General features: G+C 50.8%; 22 protein-coding genes and 1 riboswitch. Of the genes, 9 read left to right on the top strand and 13 right to left on the bottom strand.

What is annotated here, in order from left to right:
* Positions 1-531 precede the first annotated feature (531 nt).
* Both L1285_RS05065 and L1285_RS05060 read right to left on the bottom strand, forming a co-directional pair.
* Positions 532-1,440: a ketopantoate reductase family protein gene (locus L1285_RS05065; RefSeq protein WP_235411219.1), complete on the bottom strand. Its 909-nt coding sequence runs from the start codon at positions 1,438-1,440 to the stop codon at positions 532-534.
* Entirely contained in the window at positions 1,433-1,786 is a 354-nt protein-coding gene (locus tag L1285_RS05060) for a VanZ family protein (protein WP_235411218.1), read from the bottom strand. Before L1285_RS05060 ends, L1285_RS05065 begins: the two co-directional genes overlap by 8 nt.
* Positions 1,787-1,955: 169 nt before the next feature.
* Between L1285_RS05060 and L1285_RS05055 the strand changes: the two genes are divergently transcribed.
* Positions 1,956-2,438, top strand: coding sequence for a YajQ family cyclic di-GMP-binding protein (locus tag L1285_RS05055; RefSeq protein ID WP_046005408.1), 483 nt, complete (start codon positions 1,956-1,958; stop codon positions 2,436-2,438).
* Positions 2,439-2,545: 107 nt separating this feature from the next.
* Positions 2,546-2,727: riboswitch (cobalamin riboswitch) on the top strand.
* A gap of 38 nt (positions 2,728-2,765) precedes the next feature.
* Positions 2,766-4,637 carry a TonB-dependent receptor domain-containing protein gene (locus L1285_RS05050; RefSeq protein WP_235411217.1) on the top strand — a complete coding sequence of 624 codons (1,872 nt, stop codon included), beginning with the start codon at positions 2,766-2,768 and terminating at the stop codon, positions 4,635-4,637.
* Positions 4,638-4,859: 222 nt separating this feature from the next.
* On the opposite strand, the gene msrA is transcribed toward L1285_RS05050, so the two are convergent.
* Genes msrA through L1285_RS05035 form a run of 3 tightly spaced genes read right to left on the bottom strand, consistent with a single transcriptional unit; the run spans position 4,860 to position 9,553 of the window.
* Entirely contained in the window at positions 4,860-5,387 is a 528-nt protein-coding gene (msrA, locus tag L1285_RS05045; protein ID WP_235411216.1) for a peptide-methionine (S)-S-oxide reductase MsrA, read from the bottom strand.
* A gap of 2 nt (positions 5,388-5,389) precedes the next feature.
* Positions 5,390-8,500 (bottom strand): efflux RND transporter permease subunit, encoded by a 3,111-nt coding sequence (locus L1285_RS05040; RefSeq protein WP_235411215.1) that lies wholly within the window; start codon positions 8,498-8,500, stop codon positions 5,390-5,392.
* Positions 8,501-8,503: 3 nt separating this feature from the next.
* The gene (locus L1285_RS05035) at positions 8,504-9,553 is read right to left on the bottom strand and encodes an efflux RND transporter periplasmic adaptor subunit (protein WP_235411214.1); all 1,050 of its coding nucleotides are present in this window, start codon (positions 9,551-9,553) and stop codon (positions 8,504-8,506) included.
* A 245-nt stretch (positions 9,554-9,798) separates the two neighbouring features.
* Between L1285_RS05035 and L1285_RS05030 the strand changes: the two genes are divergently transcribed.
* The 5 genes from L1285_RS05030 to L1285_RS05010 all read left to right on the top strand — a co-directional run bounded on the left by L1285_RS05030 (position 9,799) and on the right by L1285_RS05010 (position 14,125).
* Entirely contained in the window at positions 9,799-10,515 is a 717-nt protein-coding gene (locus L1285_RS05030) for a DUF2982 domain-containing protein (RefSeq protein WP_235411213.1), read from the top strand.
* A gap of 12 nt (positions 10,516-10,527) precedes the next feature.
* Positions 10,528-10,860, top strand: coding sequence for a hypothetical protein (locus L1285_RS05025; RefSeq protein ID WP_046005414.1), 333 nt, complete (start codon positions 10,528-10,530; stop codon positions 10,858-10,860).
* 140 nt (positions 10,861-11,000) lie between these two features.
* The gene (locus tag L1285_RS05020; protein WP_235411212.1) at positions 11,001-12,689 is read left to right on the top strand and encodes an Lcl C-terminal domain-containing protein; all 1,689 of its coding nucleotides are present in this window, start codon (positions 11,001-11,003) and stop codon (positions 12,687-12,689) included.
* Positions 12,686-13,222, top strand: coding sequence for an Lcl C-terminal domain-containing protein (locus L1285_RS05015; RefSeq protein ID WP_235411211.1), 537 nt, complete (start codon positions 12,686-12,688; stop codon positions 13,220-13,222). The genes L1285_RS05020 and L1285_RS05015 overlap by 4 nt, the downstream gene beginning before the upstream one ends.
* A 177-nt stretch (positions 13,223-13,399) precedes the next feature.
* Entirely contained in the window at positions 13,400-14,125 is a 726-nt protein-coding gene (locus L1285_RS05010; protein ID WP_125716753.1) for a YggN family protein, read from the top strand.
* Here L1285_RS05010 and L1285_RS05005 read toward each other — a convergent pair.
* From L1285_RS05005 to L1285_RS04975, 7 genes are read right to left on the bottom strand one after another with little or no spacing between them, the layout of a single operon-like run.
* On the bottom strand, positions 14,122-14,958 hold the full coding sequence (locus tag L1285_RS05005; RefSeq protein ID WP_235411210.1) for an amidohydrolase family protein: 837 nt from the start codon (positions 14,956-14,958) through the stop codon (positions 14,122-14,124). The genes L1285_RS05010 and L1285_RS05005 overlap by 4 nt on opposite strands.
* Complete coding sequence (locus L1285_RS05000; protein WP_235411209.1) at positions 14,955-15,683, bottom strand: SDR family NAD(P)-dependent oxidoreductase; 729 nt, start codon at positions 15,681-15,683, stop codon at positions 14,955-14,957. Before L1285_RS05000 ends, L1285_RS05005 begins: the two co-directional genes overlap by 4 nt.
* Before the next feature lie 9 nt (positions 15,684-15,692).
* Positions 15,693-16,187, bottom strand: coding sequence for an FKBP-type peptidyl-prolyl cis-trans isomerase (locus L1285_RS04995; protein WP_235411208.1), 495 nt, complete (start codon positions 16,185-16,187; stop codon positions 15,693-15,695).
* A gap of 41 nt (positions 16,188-16,228) precedes the next feature.
* On the bottom strand, positions 16,229-17,719 hold the full coding sequence (locus L1285_RS04990) for a LysM peptidoglycan-binding domain-containing protein (RefSeq protein ID WP_235411207.1): 1,491 nt from the start codon (positions 17,717-17,719) through the stop codon (positions 16,229-16,231).
* 48 nt (positions 17,720-17,767) lie between these two features.
* Positions 17,768-18,736, bottom strand: coding sequence for a hypothetical protein (locus L1285_RS04985; RefSeq protein ID WP_235411206.1), 969 nt, complete (start codon positions 18,734-18,736; stop codon positions 17,768-17,770).
* Positions 18,737-19,024: a cell division protein ZapA gene (locus tag L1285_RS04980; RefSeq protein ID WP_046005421.1), complete on the bottom strand. Its 288-nt coding sequence runs from the start codon at positions 19,022-19,024 to the stop codon at positions 18,737-18,739.
* Positions 19,024-19,251 (bottom strand): cell division protein ZapB, encoded by a 228-nt coding sequence (locus L1285_RS04975; RefSeq protein ID WP_235411205.1) that lies wholly within the window; start codon positions 19,249-19,251, stop codon positions 19,024-19,026. Before L1285_RS04975 ends, L1285_RS04980 begins: the two co-directional genes overlap by 1 nt.
* Positions 19,252-19,471: 220 nt before the next feature.
* Between L1285_RS04975 and L1285_RS04970 the strand changes: the two genes are divergently transcribed.
* Positions 19,472-20,308, top strand: a complete 837-nt coding sequence (locus L1285_RS04970) for a 23S rRNA (adenine(2030)-N(6))-methyltransferase RlmJ (RefSeq protein WP_235411204.1) — start codon at positions 19,472-19,474, stop codon at positions 20,306-20,308.
* Positions 20,309-20,329: 21 nt separating this feature from the next.
* Here the strand turns inward: L1285_RS04970 and L1285_RS04965 are convergent, their stop codons facing one another.
* Entirely contained in the window at positions 20,330-21,115 is a 786-nt protein-coding gene (locus tag L1285_RS04965) for a substrate-binding periplasmic protein (protein ID WP_235411203.1), read from the bottom strand.
* Positions 21,116-21,262: 147 nt separating this feature from the next.
* Here L1285_RS04965 and L1285_RS04960 point away from each other — a divergent pair, with 147 nt between their 5' ends.
* Positions 21,263-22,540, top strand: a complete 1,278-nt coding sequence (locus L1285_RS04960; protein WP_235411202.1) for an EAL and HDOD domain-containing protein — start codon at positions 21,263-21,265, stop codon at positions 22,538-22,540.
* Positions 22,541-22,545: the final 5 nt, after the last annotated feature.

The raw sequence follows: 22,545 nt of genomic DNA, 5'->3' as shown, positions 1-22,545 counted from the left end.
TCCCAATATTAAGTACGGTTTATATCGTGTTTTCCTTGGTTTAACCTTTCATAAACATATGAGTTGCACATAGTGAGTAGATCTAGAGAGTATTGGACAAATGAGTTATGCATTTTATTTGGGTGATTATTCATTTCTGGAAGGCGATGAAAGACTAGACTTATGTCTAATCGATGAGAATAATTATTTCATGTTCATTGTGCTAAAAACAGAGCCGAAGGCTGGAATCGTATCTATTATCGAACCGTTTACTTGTTTTTTATTCATACGCATCTTTGGCCAAGAATAATTCATGCACGTTACGCGGCGTGACAATAATGCCATTTTATCCATTGTGCAAAGCACCAGGCCGAATGCTGCATAATTTTACAAGGCATCCCTTAGGGTGATTATTGTCAAAACTGCAGCTAATCTAAATAAAAATCATTATCGAAAAATTTGAAATTTATGTGTCAGAGGTATTTGTGGGCCGCTCAGGTGGCTTACAGCAGAAAAAACAATATGAATTACGTACCAAAATAGAAAGAGGTACTACTTATTGGTTGGGTGAAGTGACTGAACTTGATTAAGCAGTAAGGTATTGTGAGGCGCAGGTACGCCCAGCTGCTGTGCCAGCTCAACAATATACCCACACATGGCGTTGATTTCGGTGCGTCGGTGGTTTGCGACATCCTGAGCCATAGATGAAAAGTTCTCGGCAGTCAGGGTCATCACCTGGTGGGCGCGCGCGAGTTCCTCACTGAGCTTAAGGGGCACCCCAACGTGGTTTGCGACATTGCATGCTTCATTTAGCACTGACAACACTTGGGTGGCGTAGCAAGGTGCCCGCAAGCGGCCATTTTTGAGTCCGGTGAGGGCACTGAGCGGATTGATGGCCAGGTTGACGCAGAGCTTTTGCCAGCGCAACAGTGCAATGTCGTACGCTAAATGCGCATTTGGCAGTGCGGGGTCAATAAGTTGATTAAACAGTACCTGCGCGCGCTGTTGTGCAATCAGGTTACAAGGACCAAACATGCTTTGACCCGGACCGGTAAATTCAACCGTCGTACTGTTGGGTTTCCATCCTCCCATACTGGTGGACAGGAAAAACAGTCCCTGATGTTCAGATAGCGCATCGGTGATGGGAGTCAGGGTTTGCATCCCGTTATGGCTCAGAATGACATTGGCATCCTCACTCAAGTGAGGCCTGAGCGTGATAAAGGCCTCTGCAAGCTGATAAGACTTAACCGGAACAATACACTGAGAAATGGTTATTTGTTGTTGTGCCAGCGCTTCCCAGGTCAGACACTTTACAGGCAGTTGCTGGCGACACTGAGCGGTTTGAAAAAACACCGCATCAGTGGGCGTTCGGGTGATCAATGTGACCTGGTGTGTGTTTGCCAGTCGCTGAGCAAGTAACAGGCCTACTGCCCCTTTACCAACAATAAACAGCTCAGGCATCAGCTTTACCTGTTTTTTTGCAATAAGCCCAATAGGCTAAAAAGTAGCTGACGGCACCAGCGAGATCGGCAATAAAATCTCCCCACGATGCCTGGCGATAAGGCAGGGAGTCTTGCATCCACTCTATGCCGGCACCATAAAGCGTCAGTAATACCAAATGAAACCAGATCTTGAACCTAAATGCATGATGAGAGAAAAACGCCAGCACGAAAAACACCCCAAAGTGCGCGACCTTGTCGGCGTGTTCAAACCTAACAATTTGATTGGTCTGGATCTCTTTAGCAAACAAAAAGGTACAAACGGCCAGAGACAGTAATAACAGACATTGATAAAGTCGGCGTGCCACAAATACTTCCAAATCATTAGGGTTGAAAACGCCAGTATATCATTGAAATCTGAAAATAGGATGAAGCACAGGCATTCTGATCCTGAACCGAAAACGTTCGCAACCGGGGGTGTCGCGCCGCAGCCTTTGGATTGCTATAATCCGAAAAAACATTATCCAGGAGCTAGATATGCCTTCTTTTGACATTGTGTCTGAAATTGATATGACAGAGGCGAGAAACACCGTTGATAACGCCGATCGTGAACTGAGCACACGTTTTGACTTTCGTGGCGTAGAAGCCTCATTTGAGCTCAAAGACGAGGTGATTGTGCTCAAGAGTGAGTCTGAGCAGCAAGTGATGCAATTATTCGACATGCTGGTGGGCAAAGCCGCAAAGCGTGGTCTGGACGTTGCCAGCTTTGAGCTTAAAGATGTTGAAAAATCAGGTAAGTATGTGTCACGTAAGGTGATGCTGAAGCAAGGGATCGACAAAGATATGGCGAAGAAAGTCGTTAAAGCTATTAAAGATTCCAAGATCAAGGTGCAAGCGTCTATTCAGGGCGAGACGGTGCGTGTGACCGGTAAGAAGCGTGATGATCTGCAGGAAACCATGCAGTTGATCCGCGGCGCTGAGCTTGGCCAGCCTTTCCAGTTCAAAAACTTCCGCGATTAAACTGTGCGAGGTTAACCCCTTCTTTTATCTGGCATGCTGAGCGTCAACAATAGGCTTTAGCATGCTAGACGTCCATTGCTTTTTGTCCTCAGATCCCCGACAATAGCGCCAACTTTTCAGGGTGTCAGATCGGGAGCCCGGAGTCTCTGTAAGATCTGAATAATCGGGAAGCTGGTGCATGCCTCAGGAACTGGCATTAGTCCGGCGCTGCCCCCGCAACGGTGAGCTTATCGCAACTGTCTGGTTGGAATTAGTAAGTCCGGAAACCGGCCCTGAAGCCTACTCAATAGTTGTAATTCACGCGGTGGGCGTGGATCAGGGGATCTCATGTTTAAAAAATCTGCTTTAACCACGGCAATGCTGGCTGTGTTACCTTTCTCTGTGCTGTCTGCGCAAGACATTGAACATATTACCATCACGGCGAACAAGTTTGAGCAAGCTAGTGTCGATACATTGACTTCAGTTGCGGTGGTTAAGCGAGCTGAAATAGAGCGAGCTAATGTGCGTGACGTGCCAACCTTGTTGAATAACCTGGCCGGCATTGACGTGGTGCGCAGCGGGGGCTATGGCCAGAAAGCCAGTGTGTTTGTGCGCGGGGCTGCGACTAAATATACCCTGGTGTTGGTTGATGGTGTGCGGATCAGCGATGCCAACTCGGGCGATGTCTCGTTCACCAATATTCCAGTCAACAGCATTGAGCGTATTGAAGTGCTTAAGGGCGCGCGTGCCGCCATTTACGGCTCTGATGCGGTGGCCGGGGTGATCAACATTATTACCCGTGAGCAAAAAGGCCACCAGCTGGCACTGACCTCGGGCAGTCGCAACTATGGTGGTGCACAGCTGGCTGGTCAGTTTGAAGCGGATAAGCTGACCGTCAACTATCACTTTGGTTATGAAACAACAGATGGCTATGATGTGACTGCCAAAGATCCTGCCCAGCCACGCGGCAAAGAGCATGATCGTGATGCCTACGACAACACCAATATGGGTGTGAAACTGGGCTATGACCTGGTGCAGTATGGTCAGCTTGCACTGCATGCACAGCGCAGTGAAGGTGAGGCAGACTATGACTCAGCCTTTGGCAATGATGCGTACAAATTTGATAATTACACCACTAAGCTGGCCTGGCAGAAACAATCGGATCTATTGAGCCAGGAGGTGTCTGTCAGCCTGGCACAAGAAGAAAATACCCAGTTTTTGTCGGTGTTGCCAGTCGGTGGCACGCCGCCGCCAGAAGATATTTATAGCACTAAGCGGGATGAAATCGAGTATCGCGCCCGCTATAAACTCATGCCGTCATTACAACTGATGGGCGGTGTGAGCCGCTTAAATGAAGACTTGTCGTCATCGAGTGCGCAGTTCTCCATTGCGGAACGTGACAACACGGCCGTGTTTGCTGCGGCATTTTATGACAATACGCGTTGGTTGCTCAATGCAGTGGTGCGAAGCGATGATTACGAGCATCATGGCCGTGCCAATACCTATACCACAGACTTAGGGTTCAGAGCCTCAGACATAGTCACCTTTCGGGTTAACCATGGCACCGCATTTCGTGCGCCCAGCCTGACAAATGCGTTTGTTAAAGACAGCCCCTGGTACTTACCAAACAGCGAAATCAAACCGGAAGAGGGCACTTACAACGAAGTGGGGGTGACGGTGGATACCGCACAGGTGCGCTATGATGTAGCCATTTTTGACAATCGTATCGACAACCTGATCAGCAATGAGTTTGACGCGCAAACCAGTAAGTATATTCCCGCCAACGTGGGTCGTGCGCAGATGAAAGGCATTGAGCTTAGTGCACAATTCTCAGCCCTGGGCCTGGAACATGCCGCTAACCTGACCTTGCTGGATGCCAGAGATCAGGAAAAGCGTGAAGATTTACCACGTCGTCCTGGCAAAGCGTTTAACTATGTCCTGTCTAAGCAGTGGGACAAGCTGGATGTGAGACTGGCGATGCAATACCGTGATAAGCGTCCGTCTATCAGCTACTTTGATACCGACCTGCCGTCATACACGGTATTTAATCTGAGTGCCAATTACCAATTGCTTGAACCGGTTGCACTGACAATGAGAGTAGAAAACCTGACTGATAAAGCGTATTTCAACTCAGTTGCCAGTAAAACGGCTGACGGCACTTTGCTGCCTTATGAGCCGCCGGGCAGACAGATCTATGTGGGCACCCGCATTACCTTCTAATACCAATTTGCTTAATTAAGTGTTCTATTTTGAGGCGAGAAAATAGGATCGATAACAAGGCAAAAATTTTGCTATTTAGTTGTTCTAAATGAGAAATTTTTAACGCCGTTAGCGTCCTATTTAATCCTTCAAATTGACCAAGTATTAAGTGAAATTGGTATAATTATAGAAGGGGAATAAAAAAGGAGGCGATGCCTCCTTTTTTGATCTTCCGTGCTTAGCTTACGCAAGATAGTCGGCAAACTTCTGAGCGAATGCAGCTAACTTGGGTGCTATCATTACGCTACAGTAACCCTGGTTGGGGTTATTGGTATAATAGTCCTGATGATACTGCTCCGCAGGGTAAAAGTGCGTATGAGCCGATACTTCGGTGACAACAGGCGCACTCAGTGTGGGCGCTAACGTATCTATGTACTGCTGAGTTAACGTCTGTTGTTGTTCTGAATGATAAAACACGACGCTGCGGTATTGCGTGCCAATGTCATTGCCCTGACGATTCAGCTGGGTAGGATCATGCAGCGCAAAAAACATCTCCAGCAGTACAGAAAAGTCGACCTGCTGAGGGTCAAAGGTCAGCTGAACCACTTCGGCATGACCGCTTTGACCGGTACAGATCTGTTCATAAGTTGGGTTGTCGGTATGGCCGCCGGCATAACCAGAGGCCACGTGCGTGACGCCCCGGACACTGCGAAAGGCGGCATCAATACACCAAAAACAGCCGCCACCAAAGGTGGCAATTTGCTGATCCATTATTAAATCTCCCGTTCCTGTTGTGTTTGCGGGTGGGCATCGTGCTGCTCAAGCAATTTATCGCTGGTGGCCTGTGGTGATTGCGTGCGTCTTGCGAGCATGCTGTAGGCACAGGGGATCACAAACAGCGTCAAAATGGTCGCAACACTCACCCCGGCAAATACCACGACCCCGATCACCATGCGACTCTCTGAGCCCGGACCCGAGGCCAGTACCAGTGGAATGGCACTCATTACCGTGGTCAGTGAGGTCATGATAATGGGCCTGAGTCGCTGTACCGCCGCATCGATAATCGCCTGCTCAAAGGCCACACCCTTGTCTCTGAGCTGGTTAGCAAATTCAACGATCAGAATACCATTTTTGGCACTGAGGCCAATCAGCATAACAATCCCGATCTGGCTGTAAATATTCAGCGAGCTGTCGGTGGCATACAGGCCAAACATGGCGCCAACCAGCCCAAGCGGTACGGTCAGCATAATCACCAGCGGGTGTACGAAACTCTCAAACTGGGCTGCCAGCACCAAAAACGTCACGGTCAGGGCCAGAATAAACACATAGGTCATGGCCGATGCGCCTTCGTAAAACAGCTGAGATTCGCCCTTATAGTCGACAGCACCGTCTATGTCATTTTCCTCTGCTGCAACCTGGTTAAGGAAATCCAGCGCCTGCTCCAGCGTATAGCCGGGCGCCAGGTTGGCTGTGATGGTGATTGCCCGCATCCGGTTGTAGCGATTTAACCGCGATGCGGTGGCTTCTTCGCGAATGGTGATCAGGCTATCCAGCGGCACCAGTTGATCGCTGCGCGAGGTGACATAAATGTCGGCGATATCGTTTGGTGCGCTGAAATCGGCCTTGGTGCCTTTGAGGATCACATCATACTCTTCGCCGCGATCAATAAAGGTGGTGACCCGGCGCTGACCCAGCATGGTTTCTAAGGTGCGGCCAATATCACTGACCGAAACACCAAGATCGGCGGCCTTGAGTTTATCTATGCTGATCAAAAATTGCGGGAAGGTTTCTTTGTAATCATGATCGAGCCTGACCAGTCCCTGATTGGTGCGAGCACGGGTGAGAATGCGATCCCGCCAGTCGACCAGTTCGTCGTAATCATTGCCCTGTAGCACGAATTCGATGGGGCGAGACTGGCCACCTCCGCCGATCCCGCGGCGCATGATGGCAAAGGCGCGCACGTCGGTTACTTCACGCATTTTACCACTGAGCTCACCCATGACTTCCCAGGTTGAGCGTTTGCGTTCATCCCAGTCTGGCATGCCGACGATGGCGACGCCGCCACGACCACCCCAGCCCGGTACGCGTACCAGCACCCGGCTCAGTTCTTCATTTTCCACATAGGGCAGCAGGCGTTGCTCTATCTCGGCCATATTTGCGGCGTTGTTCTCGTAGCTGGCACCCTCCGGACCATTCATCATAATAAAGAAGGTGCCCCGGTCTTCTTTGGGCGTCAGCTCTGAGGGGATCTGCTGGAACAGTGCAAAGCTGGCGAAGCCGGCCAGTGCCAGAGTCAGCGTCAGGCTATAACGGCGATTGATGTTATCGCTGATGACATTACGATAGCCAGCTTCGAGGCGGCCAAATTGGCGGTCCATCCACTGCGAGAATTTGCTTTCTTTATTACTGGCTTTGAGCACTTTGGAGCACAAGGCCGGTGACAGAGTCAGCGCCGTGACACTGGAGAAGATAACGGCGGCACTGACGGCCAGTGCGAACTCGGTAAACAAGGCACCAATACGACCTTCCATAAATACCAGAGGCACAAAAACTGCGACCAGCACTAAGGTGGTGGCGACAATGGCAAAGCCAACCTCGCGCGCGCCCCGATAGGCGGCCAGCAGTCGCGGCTCCCCTAGCTCGATGCGGCGATGGATGTTTTCCAGCATCACAATGGCATCATCCACCACCAGGCCGATGGCAAGCACCAGTGCCAGCAGAGTCAGCAGGTTAATGGAATACCCCATGGCAAATAAAAAGGTAAAGGTGGCGATCAGTGCAATCGGCACGGTGATCGCCGGGATCAGGGTGGCGCGAATGTTGCCAAGGAAGATGAAAATCACCAGTACCACCAGACCCATGGCAATGCCCAGGGTGCGATATACTTCTACGATTGACTCGCGAATAAACACCGATGAGTCATAGCTGTCCTGAATGGTGGTGCCTTCAGGCAGGTTGCGCTTGATTTTTTCCAGCTCTTTGCGGGCGTTGTCGACCACATCCAGAGTGTTGGCCTTGGCTTGTTTGACAATGCCCAGGCCTATCATGTTTTTGCCATTACCGCGGAAGGTACTTTCGACATCGGCCGCTTCCAGGCGTACATCGGCCACCTCACCCAGTCGAACCAGATAGCCCTGAGCACCACGTTTGATCACCAGGTTATTAAAGTCTTGCTGGGTTTTATAACTGCGTGCAATGCGCACGGCAAAGTCGCGATCCAGCGATTCAATTTCACCGGCCGGCAGCTCGACGTTTTCGTTGCGCAGCACACGCTCAATGTCGCTGGCAGTAATGTCCCGGGCGGCCATAGCACGGCGGTCCAGCCAGATCTTCATGGCGTATTTACGCTCGCCACCGATGCGCACGTTTGACACGCCATCCACCACCGCCAGTCTGTCGACGATAAAGCGCTGGGCATAGTCGGACAATTGCAGGGTATCCATAGTTTCACTGTTGAGCACGAACCAGGCGATGGGGCTTTCGTCGCTGTTTGACTTCGACACTTCAGGCGGGCGAACCTGCTCGGGCAGCCGGTCCAGTGCCCTGGATACGCGCTCTCGCACATCGTTGGCGGCAGCATCAATATTGCGGTCAATGTTGAACTCTATGGTGATATTAGAGCGCCCATTGCGGCTGGATGAGGTAATACTCTTGATCCCTTCGATCCCGGAAATGCGATTTTCCAGCACTTGTGTGATCTTGGTTTCAACCACCTCGGCAGAGGCGCCGGTATAATCGGTACTGACACTGACGATAGGGGTTTCGATATCGGGGTATTCGCGCAGCGGCAACATGGTGAAGGCCACCAGGCCAAAGGTCAGCAGCAGCAGGTTGATAACAATAGCAAAAACGGGCCGTTTTACGGCTGTATCTGTGATCCGCACGCGCTACCCCTTAACCACAACGGCACTGCCGTTACGAATTTTGGTGGTGCCTTCGGTGATCACTTGCTGACCCGCAGACAGACCATCGATGGCAACCCAGCCCTGGAAGCGAGACAGCACGCTCACTTGTTGTTGCTTTGCCTTACCCTCGTTAATGGTGTAGATGAAGTGCTTGTCCTGTCTGGGGATCAGGCTTTTCTCCGGCACCATCAGCGCATTCAGCTCACCCAAAAAGAGCGACACATGGAGCAGCATACCGGGCCTGAGCAAATCTTGCGGGTTGTCAAAACTGGCCGTGACGCGAATGCTGCGGGTCGCGTCATCAATACGCGGGTCGATATGGGTAATGATACCTTCAAAGGCTTCACCCGGGTATGCATCGCTGGAGACGGAGGCACGCATATCGAGTTGCAGCTGTGCCAGGTATTTTTCAGGCACCTGAAAGTCCACCTTGATGATGCTGATATCATCCAGCGTGGCCAGTATACTGTTATTGTTGACGAAGCTGCCGACAGACACCATCCGTTGGCCCAGTACGCCATCAAACGGGGCATAAATGGCCATTTCGGCCAGCTTAGTGCGTGCCGTTTGTAATTGGATCTCCAGCGCATCAACAATGGCATGCTGGCTGTCCAGCTGAGAGCGCGCAGCCGACTGGGTTCTGGCCAGCTCTGTCAGGCGTTTAAGCTGACGCTGTTGTTCTTTCAGGTTGACCTCTAGCTCTCGTACGGCCAGCTGCTCTTTCAGATCCTGCAGCTGGGCGAGTTTGTCGCCACGTTTGACTCTGTCTCCATCGTCAAAGTACAAGGCGCTGATATAGTCACTTTGCGCACTGGTGATATTCAGGGCATGATTGGCACGGGCAGAGCCTATTGCATTGATGGTGATAGCCCGGCTTTGCTCTTCTATGGTGACCGCCGCGACCTGAGTCGGCGCGCCGGAGAACGGTTTGCTGTTACCCTTGCTGGCAGGCAAATAGAGATAGCCGCATAGAGCAATAAGCACTAAAATTATAAAAGGAAAGAGGGCTTTACCCGATTGACTGGCGCGCATAATTGATTCTCGTTGACTGCGGGGCTTTAGTGTACAAAAATTCCAAATAGAGCAAATCGTCGAACGTCCTGTATATTTGTGCATTAAACGAAAAGCGACCCAAAAGGGAGCCTTTATGTGGAAATTTGTACCCAAAAATTAAGGCATTATGAAAAAGTCTAAGCCATGCGAAAGATGTCAGAAAATACGTAAAATGGTGTTCTGGGGGATCATTATGTACGGTTTTTATTTGTGGTTTTATAGTTATGGTTGAACCGGTCAGGCTGCGTGCGTCAGCCAATCGCCACAGCATTGAGTTTATGCTGGTTGGTGCAATAGCGCTCATTGTTATCATGGTGTTTGTCACCTTACGGGCGACGCCCATTTCGTTACTTGAAACTGCTCTGGCGAGTGCCGCGATTGTTGCGATTATGCTGGGCTTTCTGAAAAGCCAGCAACCTTATTATAGTATTGAAATGAGTCCGCAGCGGCTGGTCTACAATCACAAGTTTGGAGAATTCTTACTTGAGCACGATAATTTTCACTCCAGTGGGGTGCCAAGTGTCACTCAAGGAGTTGAAACGCTTGAGTTAAATGTCGTAGGTATTAAACTAAAGGATATTGATGTATTTTTATCCCGTCTGACCCCAAGACTGGCTGGAAAATTACTGATAGAACAGCGGAATATTTTTTTACAAGCTGTTAAAATACATTGCAGTAATGGCAATTGCCCATCAGAATGGTTGATTGAAGAGGCGAGCTACATCTCACCGAATGGCCAGCCTTATTCTGGATTAATGGCGATGTTCGCAAATCGGATGCAGAACTTTAAAACGCTGACAGGCTACGACCTTATGTTGCCTGCCAATGTACTGGACAGGGATATCTGGCAATTTGCCACTGTCATGAATCGTTGGAAGTTAACACCCGAAGAGGTGGTCAAAAACTTGCATAGCGAGTTGGCTACCTCAGCAATGAAGTAACAGGATAAATACATGAGCTTTGATAAAGCTTTTATTAAAAGTGGTCGAAATACCCTTATCCACAAAGAGAAAAAGCTCGATTTAGTGATCGTGAATGGAGAGAATCACCCAAAAATTAAGGTGACTCCTACGGGATTGGTACCGTTCAAAGAAGAACTGCCAAAAAATCGTCGCGAGGCAAAAGAGCGTTACTTAGAGGTAGTTCACGTGGCCAGCGTGGATGTGTTTGGTGAAGTAAAGAGGCTGCTGTTTATCCAGGCGCTCGATGGACGTGAGTATAAGGTAGATTACAGCAAAATAGGCACAAAGCTATTTGTTCGGATCCATCAGGACAGTTACCTCTAGGCTATTCACCATCCACTACTCGCACGCCGGGCAAGGTATATTCTTGCCTGCTGTGCTCAATCCCCTGGCATAGTCACAACTAGTTTGTTGGCGGTCTCTGTGTGACTGTACAACGGATAAGTAACTTTTTGGGAGTTACCATGCTGAAGAAATCAGTACTGGCTCTGGGCCTTGCGAGTGTTTTAAGTGCTTGCGGGGGGGGCTCTGACGGTGATGAAAGCCCGAATATCAGTGTTAGTGTTAATGCCGGCCCGGACATTAGTGTCAATGAAAAGACCGAATTTACGCTCAAACCATTGGGCTCGCCATCCGGTGGCGTGTTTAGCTGGCAAATGGTCTCGGGACCTGAGCTTGAAGGTTTTCCACAAGAAGGCGAGGAACTGGTGGTCGCGGCGCCGGATGTAAAGGGTGACAGTAAGATTGAACTGAAGGTCAGCTATACTGCGCCAGATGGTTCGTCTGCCAGCGATACGCTGGTGGTGAATGTGATTTCTGTCAACCTGCTGCCCAGCGCCAAAATTTCGCAAACTTCCCCTGAGGAAGGGGCAGCAAAATATGCCGATACCATCACCCTATCTGCGGCAGAGTCTGCGGATAACGATGAAAATGGCAGCATCGTTGCTTACCAGTGGGAAAAGCTCGAAGGGCCTGCCACGGTGAGCGCTGAGCGCACCGATCAGGTTACCCTGAGCTTTGTTCATCCCTTACTGGCTGAGGCGGATACCGTGACGTGGCAGCTGACGGTCACGGATGATGAAGGTGCCAGCGCAACGTCAACAAAACAGCTCGCGTTAGTTGCCAATGATCAACTGGTGCTGGCCAATGCCGGCAGTGATCAGCAGGTTCAGGAACTGGACTCTGTGACGCTTGACGCCACGCAAAGCGTTACCGTTGATGGTCAGTTTGGCTGTTTATGGGAGCAGGTGAGTAACGGCAGTGCCGTGACGCTGGCGGATGAACGGGCCTGTAAAACCTCTTTTATGGCACCGCTAAAAAGTGGTAACCAGGCCACCTCGATAGACTTTAAAGTCACTGTGACTGACAGCGCACAGCGCAATGGTTCAGACACGGTGAATGTCGAAATCTTGCCCAAACCACTTGGCAAACTGAATGATACCGGCACCACTAAGTGCTATAACAACACCTCTGAAATCAGTTGTGGCAATAGCGACTTTCCCGGACAGGATGCCGAGCTGGGACGGGATGCGGTTGTACAGTTTTTACCTAAAAGTGGTCAGGGCAATCAGGCCTTTGACTTTACCAAGTTCAGTGAGGAGTTTGAGCCGCTGACGTCAGATTCAACGGACTTCAGCTGCGTACTGGATAACGTGACTGGCTTGATCTGGGAAGTCAAAGAAGTAACCGCGGGCACTTTGCCGAACACCAGCACACGCAATGCACAAAACCATTACACCTGGTATCTCACCGATGGTGCGAATGTGAGCCCCGGTGCGCCTAACACGACCTGCCCGCAGGACAACTATTGTGGTGTACAAGCATTAATTGATACCGTCAATGCGGCCAGTTTTTGCGGTGGTAATAACTGGCGCTTACCGACCTATATGGAGCTGGCTAACCTGCTGGATCATAGCAGCAGTGGTGATTATTTACTCGACCCTAACTATTTCCCCAATGTTCCGGCTGAGGCCTTGCTGGGGCATCAATATTACTGGACCACGCAAACCAGTGTGGATGGAACCGATGGCAAAGACGCTAACCTGGTCAGAGCGCTGGTGATAGATATAAAAACGGGCAATGATGTCACACGCAATAAGTCGCAGACGGCCTATGTGCGGTTAGTCCGTCGTTACGGGGAGGATGACCAATGAACAGATTGACCCTATTTGTCGCGTTGAGTGCTGCGAGTATCAGCACGCTAAGTCATGCCTCGCAAATTTGTGCGTCGCAAACGCTGGTGCCGGATACAACGCCGACAGAGCAGTTTGTGGTGAATGAAGATGGCACTGTCTGTGATAAGCAAACTAACCTGATGTGGCAGCGCTGCACGTTTGGTCAGGTGTATAACAGTGACAATGGTAGCTGCGATAATGTCGCGCAAGAGCTGAGCTGGCAACAGGCCCTGCAAACCGCTAATGCCCAGGAGTTTGCCGGTTACAGTGACTGGCATTTGCCTAATGTTAAAGAGCTGGCCAGCATCGTTGAACACAGCTGTGTCAAGCCATCAATCAATGAGACCGTGTTTCTAGCCACACTGGAAAAAAACTACTGGTCCAGCACTACGGTAGAAGGGACACCAGCGAATGCCTGGCTACTGTCTTTTGGTGATGGCAAGGTCAGCAATGTGTTTAACAAAAGCGCCCAGGCCTATGTCAGACTGGCGCGTTATACCTTCTGTGAATAACGCAGACGTTGAGACTGACCGCGTTTACTGCTGTTAGGCGCAAAAATTGGCCAGTCCCGCCGCAAACCGGTGGGTTGGCCTTGCTAAATTTGCTACGCTCACATTGTCTTAAGGTGGAGGTAGCACGTGTTCCGTGTACGCATAATACAATTCCTTTTACTACCCGTATTGTGGCTGATGGCAATCCCGCTGCAGGCCGCCGGAAAATGTGATGTTGAGCTGGGCCATGGCCTGATCATCACAGACTCGGTGATCCGGATTGTCGATAAGAACCAGACCCGGGTTCAAATTAACAATGATAACCAACTGCTGATCAAAGGTAAGTGGATCCAGCTGAGCGATCAGGACACCCAGTTGCTCAATGAGTATGCATTGGGGATCCGTGATACCGTACCTGAGCTGGTGAACCTGGCAACCGACGGCGTAAATCTGGGCCTGAGTGCCATAGAGCAGGTGGTTGAGGGGATGTCAGACAACGATCCTGAGGTACTGAAAACTCAGTTACAATACGTTGAGCGGGCCTTGATGGACAAGTTCAAGCGCGGCGAAGACTTCTATTTTATCGCCCCTCAGTCACTGTCAAAAATCGATGACTTTTTTACCAAGGAGATCAGTGAGCGGATCCACTCTGCAGTGCATGGCTCTCTGGGCGCAATTTTGGTGTCGGTGGGGGACGCATTTAAAGCACGTGAGGGCAATATAGAAGATCGTTTCAGCGACATGGGCCAGCGTATGGAGATCATCTCACGTGAAATTGATAAGTCACTGAAAAAGAAAGCTTATCAACTTGAAGAAAAAGCCGATGAATACTGTGAGTGCCTGAATGCGCTGGATAAAACCGAAACCCGGCTGCAAAGCATAGTACCTAGCCTGGCGGCATACGATTTAGTGCAGATCCGCTAACTAAACCCATACCAGCTTTTGGCATTGGCATAACTGAGCTGATGCCACAATGGCGCATCATCCTCACACAAATTAAGATACTTGTGCCAAATCGCTTCATAGCTGTGCTGAATAAGACACACCGGGTGATTGGAGGCAAACATCACCCGCTCCCGTCCAAACAGGTTCAGCAGGCTATGCAGCTGCGCTTGCAAAGGCAGTGGGTGGTCCAGCAATTCATGTCCGGAGAATTTGATAGCACAGTGTGGCAGTGCTGACAGTCTGGCTGCATTGTCTTGCCAGTTATCGTGCTGGCCAACCAGACCGCTGTGATTGAGCATAATGCGTAACTGCGGCAGCTGGCGTGCGATATCACACAGGTGCTGCACGACGGTGTGCTGAGACAGCTCAAACTGGGCTTCAAAATGCAGTCCACACTCGCTGAGGTAAGCCAGGTTATCGGCCACCTGAGGGCTTTGCAGACGAACGGCATCGTGGCCTTCCGTGATATCACGAACAGCAATCAAGCTGGGATGACGCAGCGCGTCCAGCTGAGCGCGGAACTGCGCATTTGGCGCATCAATTTGGGCATAGCCTACCGCTTTGTAACGCGGGGCAGGCAATATCTCTGCCAGCCAGTCGAGCTCGCGACGAGGCTGATCATTGTCAAAGCCCGCCTCAATATGCACACAGCCCTCTAGGGTAAAGTCACGCAAGTCAGAGAGTGCCTCGGGCAGGTGATCCTGGCGGATCAGGTCGAGGTTCTGCCAGGCAGGCGGGGTGTGTTTCAGCCAGTGATATTGACCCTGCTGGAGTGAAAAAAAGTGAAGATGCGGGTCAATTATCTTGCTCATCGTGCCGTATATCCGCCGTCTATGGTTTGCAAACTGCCGGTAATAAAGCTGGCATCGTCACTGAGTAAAAAGGCCACCAGGGCTGCCACTTCATCTGCCTGACCAAGTCGGCCCAGTGGCTGAAGCGCCGCTTCTTCTGCGACGATTGCTTGTTTATCGGCACCGCTTTTTTCGCAGTAACGATCAATGGCCTGATGAAACAAAGGCGTTTCAATGGTGCCCGGGCACACGGCATTGGCGCGAATATTATAACTGGCATAATCCAGAGCGGTGGTTTTAGCCATTGAAGCCAGCGCGGCTTTAGTCAGGTTGTAGGCAAAGGAGTTGGGTTTACCAACCAGTGCTTGATCGGATGAGATCAAGACAATACTGCCATTGCACTGTGTTTTCATCGCTGGCAGTACCGCCTGAATGGCGCTGTATGCGCCTTTGACGTTTAAGGCAAAAAGTTGATCCAGAGTGCTTTCATCGGTGTCCTCTATGGTGGCGCTGAGGTGCTTTCCGGCATTGGACACCAATGCATCAATACGTCCGGTGGTGGCAAGTATCTCTGTGATGGTGCGGCGCACGGCATCGACGTCGCTGACGTCACAGTGACGATATTCACCGTGCGGTGCGTTTTGAATGTCCAGGTTGAAAACCTGATACCCCTGAGTGAGCAGACGTTCGGCAATGGCTTTACCAATGCCGACGCTGCCACCGGTTACAATGGCAACTTTTTGCATGTGTATTCCTTAATGGTTGTGACCGCAACCGCCTTCAGCATGAACGTGGCCATGTGATACTTCTTCCGCCGTGGCTTCACGTACAGACAGGATCTCTACGTCGAAGGTCAGTGTTTTACCGGCAAATGGGTGGTTAAGATCGCAATCGGCATTGAAGCGGCCAACCTTGATGATCTGCACCTGATGACGGCCCTGGTTAGACTCAACGATGGCGGTCATGCCTGGTTTCCATACTTTGTTATTGCCCAGACCTTGCAGATGTTTAATGGGGATGCGCTGAGTCAGGCCTTCCTGATATTCGCCGTAGGCATCCTTTGGTTCCAGCGTCAGGGTTACTTTATCGCCTGCCGCTTTGCCCTCTAGCCCGGCTTCCAGGCCTGGCAACATGCCTTCGGCGCCGTGCAGGTAAACCAGTGCGTCTTGATTGGTGCTGGTTTCCAGCTGCTCACCGGCTTCGCTCAGAGTGTAGTGGAACTCAACCACAGTATTTTTTGCGATCTGCATAGTAATCTCTTCATTTTCGTAGTGTTGTAGTGACAGGCATTCTACGGATCGCTTTTCGGCTTGACCAGTGTTTTTAACGCATCCAGGTAATCTTTGCCAGCCCCTGCTGGAGCCTTTGGTTGCGGTGTCGAAGCTTCTTCAACCGGCAAATGCAGGATCAAGGTATCGCCCGGAGAAAGCAGGCTTTGTGTGTTGAGCTGATTCCAGTCGAGCAGATCTTTCATCGGCACCTGATATTGACGACTGACTGCCCACAGAGAATCACCCTCCTGGATCACGTGATGCTTTTCATAGGTGGCCACTTTAGCCGGGCGCTGTTGTTGCAGATAGGGGCTTATCTCATAATCGACGGTGAGATCGTCATTGGCATGTGCCCTGTGGATCAGCAAAGTCTCGCCAACCCGGATCAAATCTTGGGTTTTATTATTAAGCTGCTTTAACTTTGCCACACTGGTGTTATGTCGTCTGGCAATGCCATACAAGGTGTCATTGAGCTTAACCTGATAGTGGGTACTAAACTGGCGGCGGTAGAAGTCGGTGGCAAACAATTGTTGCTGGTCCATCGGCAACAAGACCCTGAACGGTCCATTGGTTGGGCTTTGGTGGCGCAGGTAACCAGGATTGAGCTGGTGTAGCTGCTGTTTATCGATGCCAAGCAGTGCGGCCAGAATGCCAAAATTAAACGGCTGTCCCACATCCAGTACCGTCGTTTGAGCTTCGTTTGCCAGGCTTGGGCGTTTCAGACCGGTCTCGGGATGCTGCAACAGGTAGCTCAGTGCCAGCAGCTTTGGCACATAGTCGGCGGTTTCTTTGGGCAGCTTAAGGTGCCAGAAGTGGCTACTGCGGCCATGTTTTTGATTGTAGCGGATGGCTGCTTTGACTCGTCCTTCGCCGCTGTTATAGGCCGCCAGTGCGTGCAGCCAGTTGCCATTAAATCTCTGTCTCAGGTATTGCAAATAATCGAGTGCGGCATCGGTTGCCCCCAGCACATCCTGGCGACCGTCATACCAGTCGTTGCTTTGTAGTCCGAAGTGATAAGCGGTGGCATCGACCAGTTGCCAAACCCCTACCGCACCCTGGGAAGAGCGGGCGGTAGGGCGAAAGTCACTTTCCACAAAGGGCAGTAAAACCAGCTCCATGGGCAGTTTACGCTGTTCTACTTTTTTGACTATGTGGTAGAGGTAAGGGGCCGCTCGTTCATTCACACTGGTCAGATAATTGGGTTGCGACAGATACCAGGCGACGCGCTTTTGCAGCCGCGCATTGGGCGTAATATCAAAGCTCAGGTTCGCCGCAATGTACTGCCACAGCTCCTGATACTGCTGTGGTTGCTCGGTGATTGCCGGCAACTGTGTAGCCTCTGGTTGCGCTGGCATCGCAGCGGGAGCTTGCGTCACTGGCAGGTTCAGCGCTGCGGTGATCTCAACGGGACTAGCATGCCGTGAGGTAGAGCTGATGCATGCGCTCAGAGCTACCGAGCATAACAGGATGACACCGAAGCGTAACGGACTATATACGCGCCACCAAAACATAAAAAACGGGCCTGAAACTCTCATAAGTTTCACTATACTGGCTGACGATTATTTATTCAAAGTCTTCTTGTGGCTGAGGACTTTGATGGCCTGATCAAAATGCTGGGTCAACTGCCTGTGGGTATATGACTGGCCTTGATACAGCGCGATAATACTGCGCGGCATCAGCGGATCGGCTGTTTTAAATTGCTCTTGAACTAGCGCCATAAAAGTGATTGGCAGGGTTAATTGCGCGGCTTTATACGGTTTACCAAAAGCGGGCATTACCCAATCGAGTGCGGGCGTGCCCTGGAGCAACTGTAAGCTGTGTTGCCAGGTTGTATGGCGCACGTAGGGCAGTAAGTCAGCGCTGTGCCCTGCAAACAAGGCACCGTGCTGTGCACTGAATACACCCAAGTCATACCCGCTTTGACCACTAAACTGGATTAGCTGGAGGGATAAGCCTCCCAGTTCCAGCTGTGTTGCAGGCTTGGTTTGCTTGTTCAGTGCAACACTGTGCAGCGTTTGCCAGCGCGCCAGGCGTTGCTTGGCCAGTGTGATACGGGTTTGCCAGGAACCTTGCTGCTCGGCACGAAGCTTGCTCAGCCTTTGCTCACTGAGCTCAATGCTTTTCGCAAAATTACTAAGCTGGTTGTCGAGTGCCGCACGCATCGCTTGCTCATTCAGCTGTGGCGCTGTGGGCAGGTGTAGCTTGGCATCGGGAAAGGCCTGTTTCAGCAGCGCCAGTCCGGTTAGCTGGTGGGCTGAGCTGGAGGTCGCAATAAGGTGGCACAGCGGCGTCTTAAGGCGCGCTTTGAGTTGGTTGATCACTTGCTCCAGCGCCACAAAATCGCCGTGGCTGTCAATCAAGGCACTACAGCGACTGCCCTGAATGAGGGCCATATTTGGCAAAATATTGCGAGCTTTTGGCGCGGGAGAAATGAGTGTTATTTCGGGTGAAGCGGTATGCCAACTGGCGGCCAGGGCTGGCGGCGTCAGTGCCAGCAATAACATGAAAACAGAGAGCAGGCGCAACACCTATTTGCTCTCTATTTGTGTACTGATACGTTGGGTGAGTTGCTGCAAGGTGTGCTGAGCGTGTTGGGTGTCACTTTGCAGTGCCAGCAACTCATGACACAGGTGCAAAGCAGCGAGTAACAGGGCACTGTGATCGCTGCGCACGGTGTCGCGTTGACGCATTTCGTCGACCCGACCATTGAGCAGGTCGACGGCGTCAATCAGCGCTTGTTGTTGTCCTGGCGTGCAGGAAAACTGGTGGCTTTTTCCCAGCAGGGTGACGGTTACCTGTTCGGGCGATTCTGACATTAGCCTGCCTGACTAGCGCTCTGTAGTTTTTGCAGCAGTCCACTCAGTGTTGAGCTGGTTTCTTTTTGCTTTTCTTCACTTTCCAGCACTTCCAGCTGCAATGTCTCATTTTCGTCAATGAGTTTACTATTTTGTTCTTTGAGGGTGTTTACCTGCTCGGTCAGTGTATTGTTTTGTGCAATAAGTTGATCAATCAGTTGCTCGAGTTGAGGGAGAATTTCTTTCATATTAAATGCGCTCATTATCACTGTGATTAGGCATGCAAATGTAAAGCAAAGTGCGCTGCAAAGCTAGTGATTAGGGCATGTTATGCTGATTTTTGTCTCGTTTTGAGCGATAATGACGAATACTAACGATTTTGTTCATTTATGGTTCAGCCACAAAGGCAAAAATGCTCCTTTAGGCGCCTGTGTAATGGACAAAGCCCACCTAAACTAGGAACGGATCATGCTCAGTTATCGACATTCATTTCATGCAGGTAACCCTGCCGATGTCATTAAACATCTGGTGCTGGCACAAGTGCTGGAATACATGACACGCAAAGACAAGCCCTTTGATTATATTGATACTCACTCCGGCGCCGGATTGTTTGAACTGGCGGCCAAAGATGCGCAAAAAACCCAGGAGTATCTGCAGGGGATTGCAAAACTGTGGTCGTATACTGGTGAGGTAGCCGCTATCCGCGACTATGTTGAGCTGGTTAAATCCTTGAACCGTGACGCACTGGCCTATTATCCGGGCTCGCCAAAAGTGGCTGAGCAGTTTTTGCGTAAGCAGGACAAGGGCTGGTTCTTTGAGCTTCACCCGCAGGACCTTAAGCTGCTGGAAAAAAACACCGCGCATAAGCGCTCTTTGCGCGTCAAAGGAGAAGATGGCTTTAAAGGTTTGATGGGCCTGGTGCCTCCTCAATCCCGACGTGCCTGTGTGCTGATGGACCCACCGTACGAAATCAAATCCGATTACGACGTTGCGGTACGCTCAATTATCAAGGCATGTAAACGGTTTGCATCGGGCACTTATATGATCTGGTATCCGGTCGTGGACAGAGCGCGGATCGATCAGATGGAGCAGGCTTTGCTAGAGTCGGGTGTGCGCAATATTCAGTTATTCGAACTGGCAACCGAAGCCGACACCGACGAACGCGGTATGACCGCATCTGGCATGATAGTGATAAATCCACCCTGGACGCTTAAGGCCACGATGGACGAAGTGCTCCCTGAGCTGGCGCAGCAGCTGTCGTCAGAGACGGGCTTTTTCCGCAGTGAGCAGCTGGTCGCAGAGTAACGTATGTTACTCGGTTGGTGTCTACTGACCGAATGAGTGCGCCAGATAATAGGCTTCTACCTGTGCGATTTGCCCTGATCCCCGCAGCGCTTCGATAGCCTGGTTGAGCTCAGACAGCAGGTGAGCATGTTCTGCACGCAGGCGAATATGCAAAGTGCCGTGTGAGTGCTGCTGGTTAAAGTGCAGCGTCACCTTATCTTGCTCCGACCAGTACCGGGCGGGCAGATCGCCAATGATTATTCTATCCACCCGGCCTTTATTTAGCGCCTGTAACAAGGCGCGCTCCGATTCAAAGTCAACGCGGGTAAAGTTGTCATCGTCATGGTAATAATAGCCCCTGACCGTCCCTACAGTCAGACCCGACAAATCACTGAGTGGCTCGGTGGGTGTGCGAGTCACCACATACTCGCGGATTTGCAGGATAGCCTCTGAAAAAACAAAGCGCGGATCACTGCGCTGCGCCGCCTTAAGCCAGGCTGGACTGATAAGGTCGAAATCAATTTTTCCTGAAGCCAGATAGCGGTTAGTGCGTTTTGCCGGCAATACGATGTTTTCGCCCTGTAAATCCGATTGTGACAAAATTTTTGCCACGAGGTCGGGCAGTATCCCCGGATGCTGTGGGTCGTTAGTGAAGTAGGGATAGAAAGTGCCTGAACCGCTGATGCTGTATTTTAGGGTCACCGCATGGCGGCTGCCTGATGTATGTTTGCTCTGCTTAAGCGCCGATGCGACAGCATCCTGGCTAAGTAAAAGCCACGAAGTGATAAAAAGCAGGATGCAAAAAGGCGAAATAAGTGTAAAACTCATAAGACCTATATTAGTAAAAGAGTGGCTGTTCCGGCAACCTCCTTGTGCGCACTATGTTGTCACCTTTGGGTGAGGAAATAGATTGCTCAAGGGCGTGAGTTTTCATATGCTGGGACAACGGAAGCCTTTAGAGTACAAGAGTTAAGGATGTTAATGAGCGGTCATATTGCCAAGTCAAAAAAAGACGCGGTGCAATATATAGCGCGCCAGGCCATATTCAATCGTGAACAGAGCGTGGCTGCCTATGAATTGTTGTATCGGGACTCACACAATAACGCCTTTCCTACTGGGGTCAGCGACGGCCAGGCAACGGGCAGGCTGTTTTTTAATTCTCTGCTCTTTATTGGCGTAGAACGGCTTGCGGCGGGGGCGCCCGCCTTTATTAATCTGTCAGATGAAACTTTACTGCAGGAGCTGCCTAAATTACTTCGGCCTCAGGGGCTAGTAATCGAAATTGTTGAGCGTTCAACAAACCTACCTGAGCTGGTTGCCACAGTCACCAAGTTAAAAAAGCTGGGATATCGCTTTGCATTGGATGACTACGACGGCGATGAGCGCTGGGAAGTGCTGCTGCCACTGATGGATTACATCAAAATAGAAGTGCTCGACCCTGTTATCAAAACCACCATGATGCTGAAAAAGCTCAAACGCCGCTTTCCCGAAACCAAAGTCATCGTGGAACGGATTGAAACCATGGAGCACTATAGCTTTATCAAAAGTGCCGGGGCGGATTACTTCCAGGGCTTTTTCTTTGCAGTGCCAGAAATGCTGAACCACGGCAATGTCGAGCCATCGAAACTGGTGGTACTGGACTTACTGCGTTGCACCGCAAAACAGTCTTTGTGTTTTAAAGAAATTCAGCAAAGGATCGCCAAAGATCTGAGCCTGACGGCGCGGGTGCTTAAACTGGCCAATGCTAAAGCGGGTGAAGACAAAATCGAGATCCGCTCCATCGCTCAGGCGGTGGTCTATCTTGGCGAAGATGCGATCCGCCAGTTTGTTAAAGTACTGGCGTTAAGTGAACTGGGCGCAGACAAACCCAGCGAGCTGACCAAGCTCGGCCTGGCTCGGGCCAAGTTTTTAGAACAGTTTCTGCTTCCCGGTGGCGATGAAATGGCGCAGCAGGGTTATCTGATTGGCCTGATGTCGGTTCTGGATGCTGTACTGGATGTAGAACTATCCGTTATTGTCGATGAGTTTTCACTCGACCCGGATCTCAGCAGCGCGCTGTTAAGCTATAAAGGGCTGATAGGCGGGGCCTTGCGCCTGGCGATAGAAGTTGAGCGCAATAATATTGCGGAAGCGGAACTTATCCTCAACGCCATTCGTCCGGCATCCAGCATCGAGTTGCTGTTCTCATGGGCACTGGACAGTCGGGTCTATGCCGATGAAATTTACGCTGTTGTGAAAGAAGATGTCGCCTAGGCCCG

This window comes from Pseudoalteromonas sp. DL2-H2.2 (genome assembly GCF_021532535.1).
Lineage (GTDB): Bacteria > Pseudomonadota > Gammaproteobacteria > Enterobacterales > Alteromonadaceae > Pseudoalteromonas > Pseudoalteromonas rubra_A.
Note: the sequence above shows the minus strand (reverse complement) of the source record. Positions and strands in the feature narration are given on the sequence as shown.

Bases quoted from the DNA above. Each gene is read 5' to 3' on its own strand.
- L1285_RS05020 (WP_235411212.1), top strand. From the start codon at position 11,001: ATGCTGAAGAAATCAGTACTGGCTCTGGGCCTTGCGAGTGTTTTAAGT.
- L1285_RS04990 (WP_235411207.1), bottom strand. From the start codon at position 17,719: ATGTTTTGGTGGCGCGTATATAGTCCGTTACGCTTCGGTGTCATCCTG.
- L1285_RS05030 (WP_235411213.1), top strand. From the start codon at position 9,799: ATGGTTGAACCGGTCAGGCTGCGTGCGTCAGCCAATCGCCACAGCATT.
- L1285_RS05010 (WP_125716753.1), top strand. From the start codon at position 13,400: ATGGCAATCCCGCTGCAGGCCGCCGGAAAATGTGATGTTGAGCTGGGC.
- L1285_RS05050 (WP_235411217.1), top strand. From the start codon at position 2,766: ATGTTTAAAAAATCTGCTTTAACCACGGCAATGCTGGCTGTGTTACCT.
- L1285_RS04980 (WP_046005421.1), bottom strand. From the start codon at position 19,024: ATGTCAGAATCGCCCGAACAGGTAACCGTCACCCTGCTGGGAAAAAGC.
- L1285_RS05055 (WP_046005408.1), top strand. From the start codon at position 1,956: ATGCCTTCTTTTGACATTGTGTCTGAAATTGATATGACAGAGGCGAGA.
- L1285_RS05000 (WP_235411209.1), bottom strand. From the start codon at position 15,683: ATGCAAAAAGTTGCCATTGTAACCGGTGGCAGCGTCGGCATTGGTAAA.
- L1285_RS05065 (WP_235411219.1), bottom strand. From the start codon at position 1,440: ATGCCTGAGCTGTTTATTGTTGGTAAAGGGGCAGTAGGCCTGTTACTT.
- L1285_RS04970 (WP_235411204.1), top strand. From the start codon at position 19,472: ATGCTCAGTTATCGACATTCATTTCATGCAGGTAACCCTGCCGATGTC.
- L1285_RS04995 (WP_235411208.1), bottom strand. From the start codon at position 16,187: ATGCAGATCGCAAAAAATACTGTGGTTGAGTTCCACTACACTCTGAGC.
- L1285_RS04965 (WP_235411203.1), bottom strand. From the start codon at position 21,115: ATGAGTTTTACACTTATTTCGCCTTTTTGCATCCTGCTTTTTATCACT.
- L1285_RS05025 (WP_046005414.1), top strand. From the start codon at position 10,528: ATGAGCTTTGATAAAGCTTTTATTAAAAGTGGTCGAAATACCCTTATC.
- L1285_RS04975 (WP_235411205.1), bottom strand. From the start codon at position 19,251: ATGAAAGAAATTCTCCCTCAACTCGAGCAACTGATTGATCAACTTATT.
- L1285_RS05015 (WP_235411211.1), top strand. From the start codon at position 12,686: ATGAACAGATTGACCCTATTTGTCGCGTTGAGTGCTGCGAGTATCAGC.
- L1285_RS05035 (WP_235411214.1), bottom strand. From the start codon at position 9,553: ATGCGCGCCAGTCAATCGGGTAAAGCCCTCTTTCCTTTTATAATTTTA.
- msrA (WP_235411216.1), bottom strand. From the start codon at position 5,387: ATGGATCAGCAAATTGCCACCTTTGGTGGCGGCTGTTTTTGGTGTATT.
- L1285_RS05005 (WP_235411210.1), bottom strand. From the start codon at position 14,958: ATGAGCAAGATAATTGACCCGCATCTTCACTTTTTTTCACTCCAGCAG.
- L1285_RS04960 (WP_235411202.1), top strand. From the start codon at position 21,263: ATGTTAATGAGCGGTCATATTGCCAAGTCAAAAAAAGACGCGGTGCAA.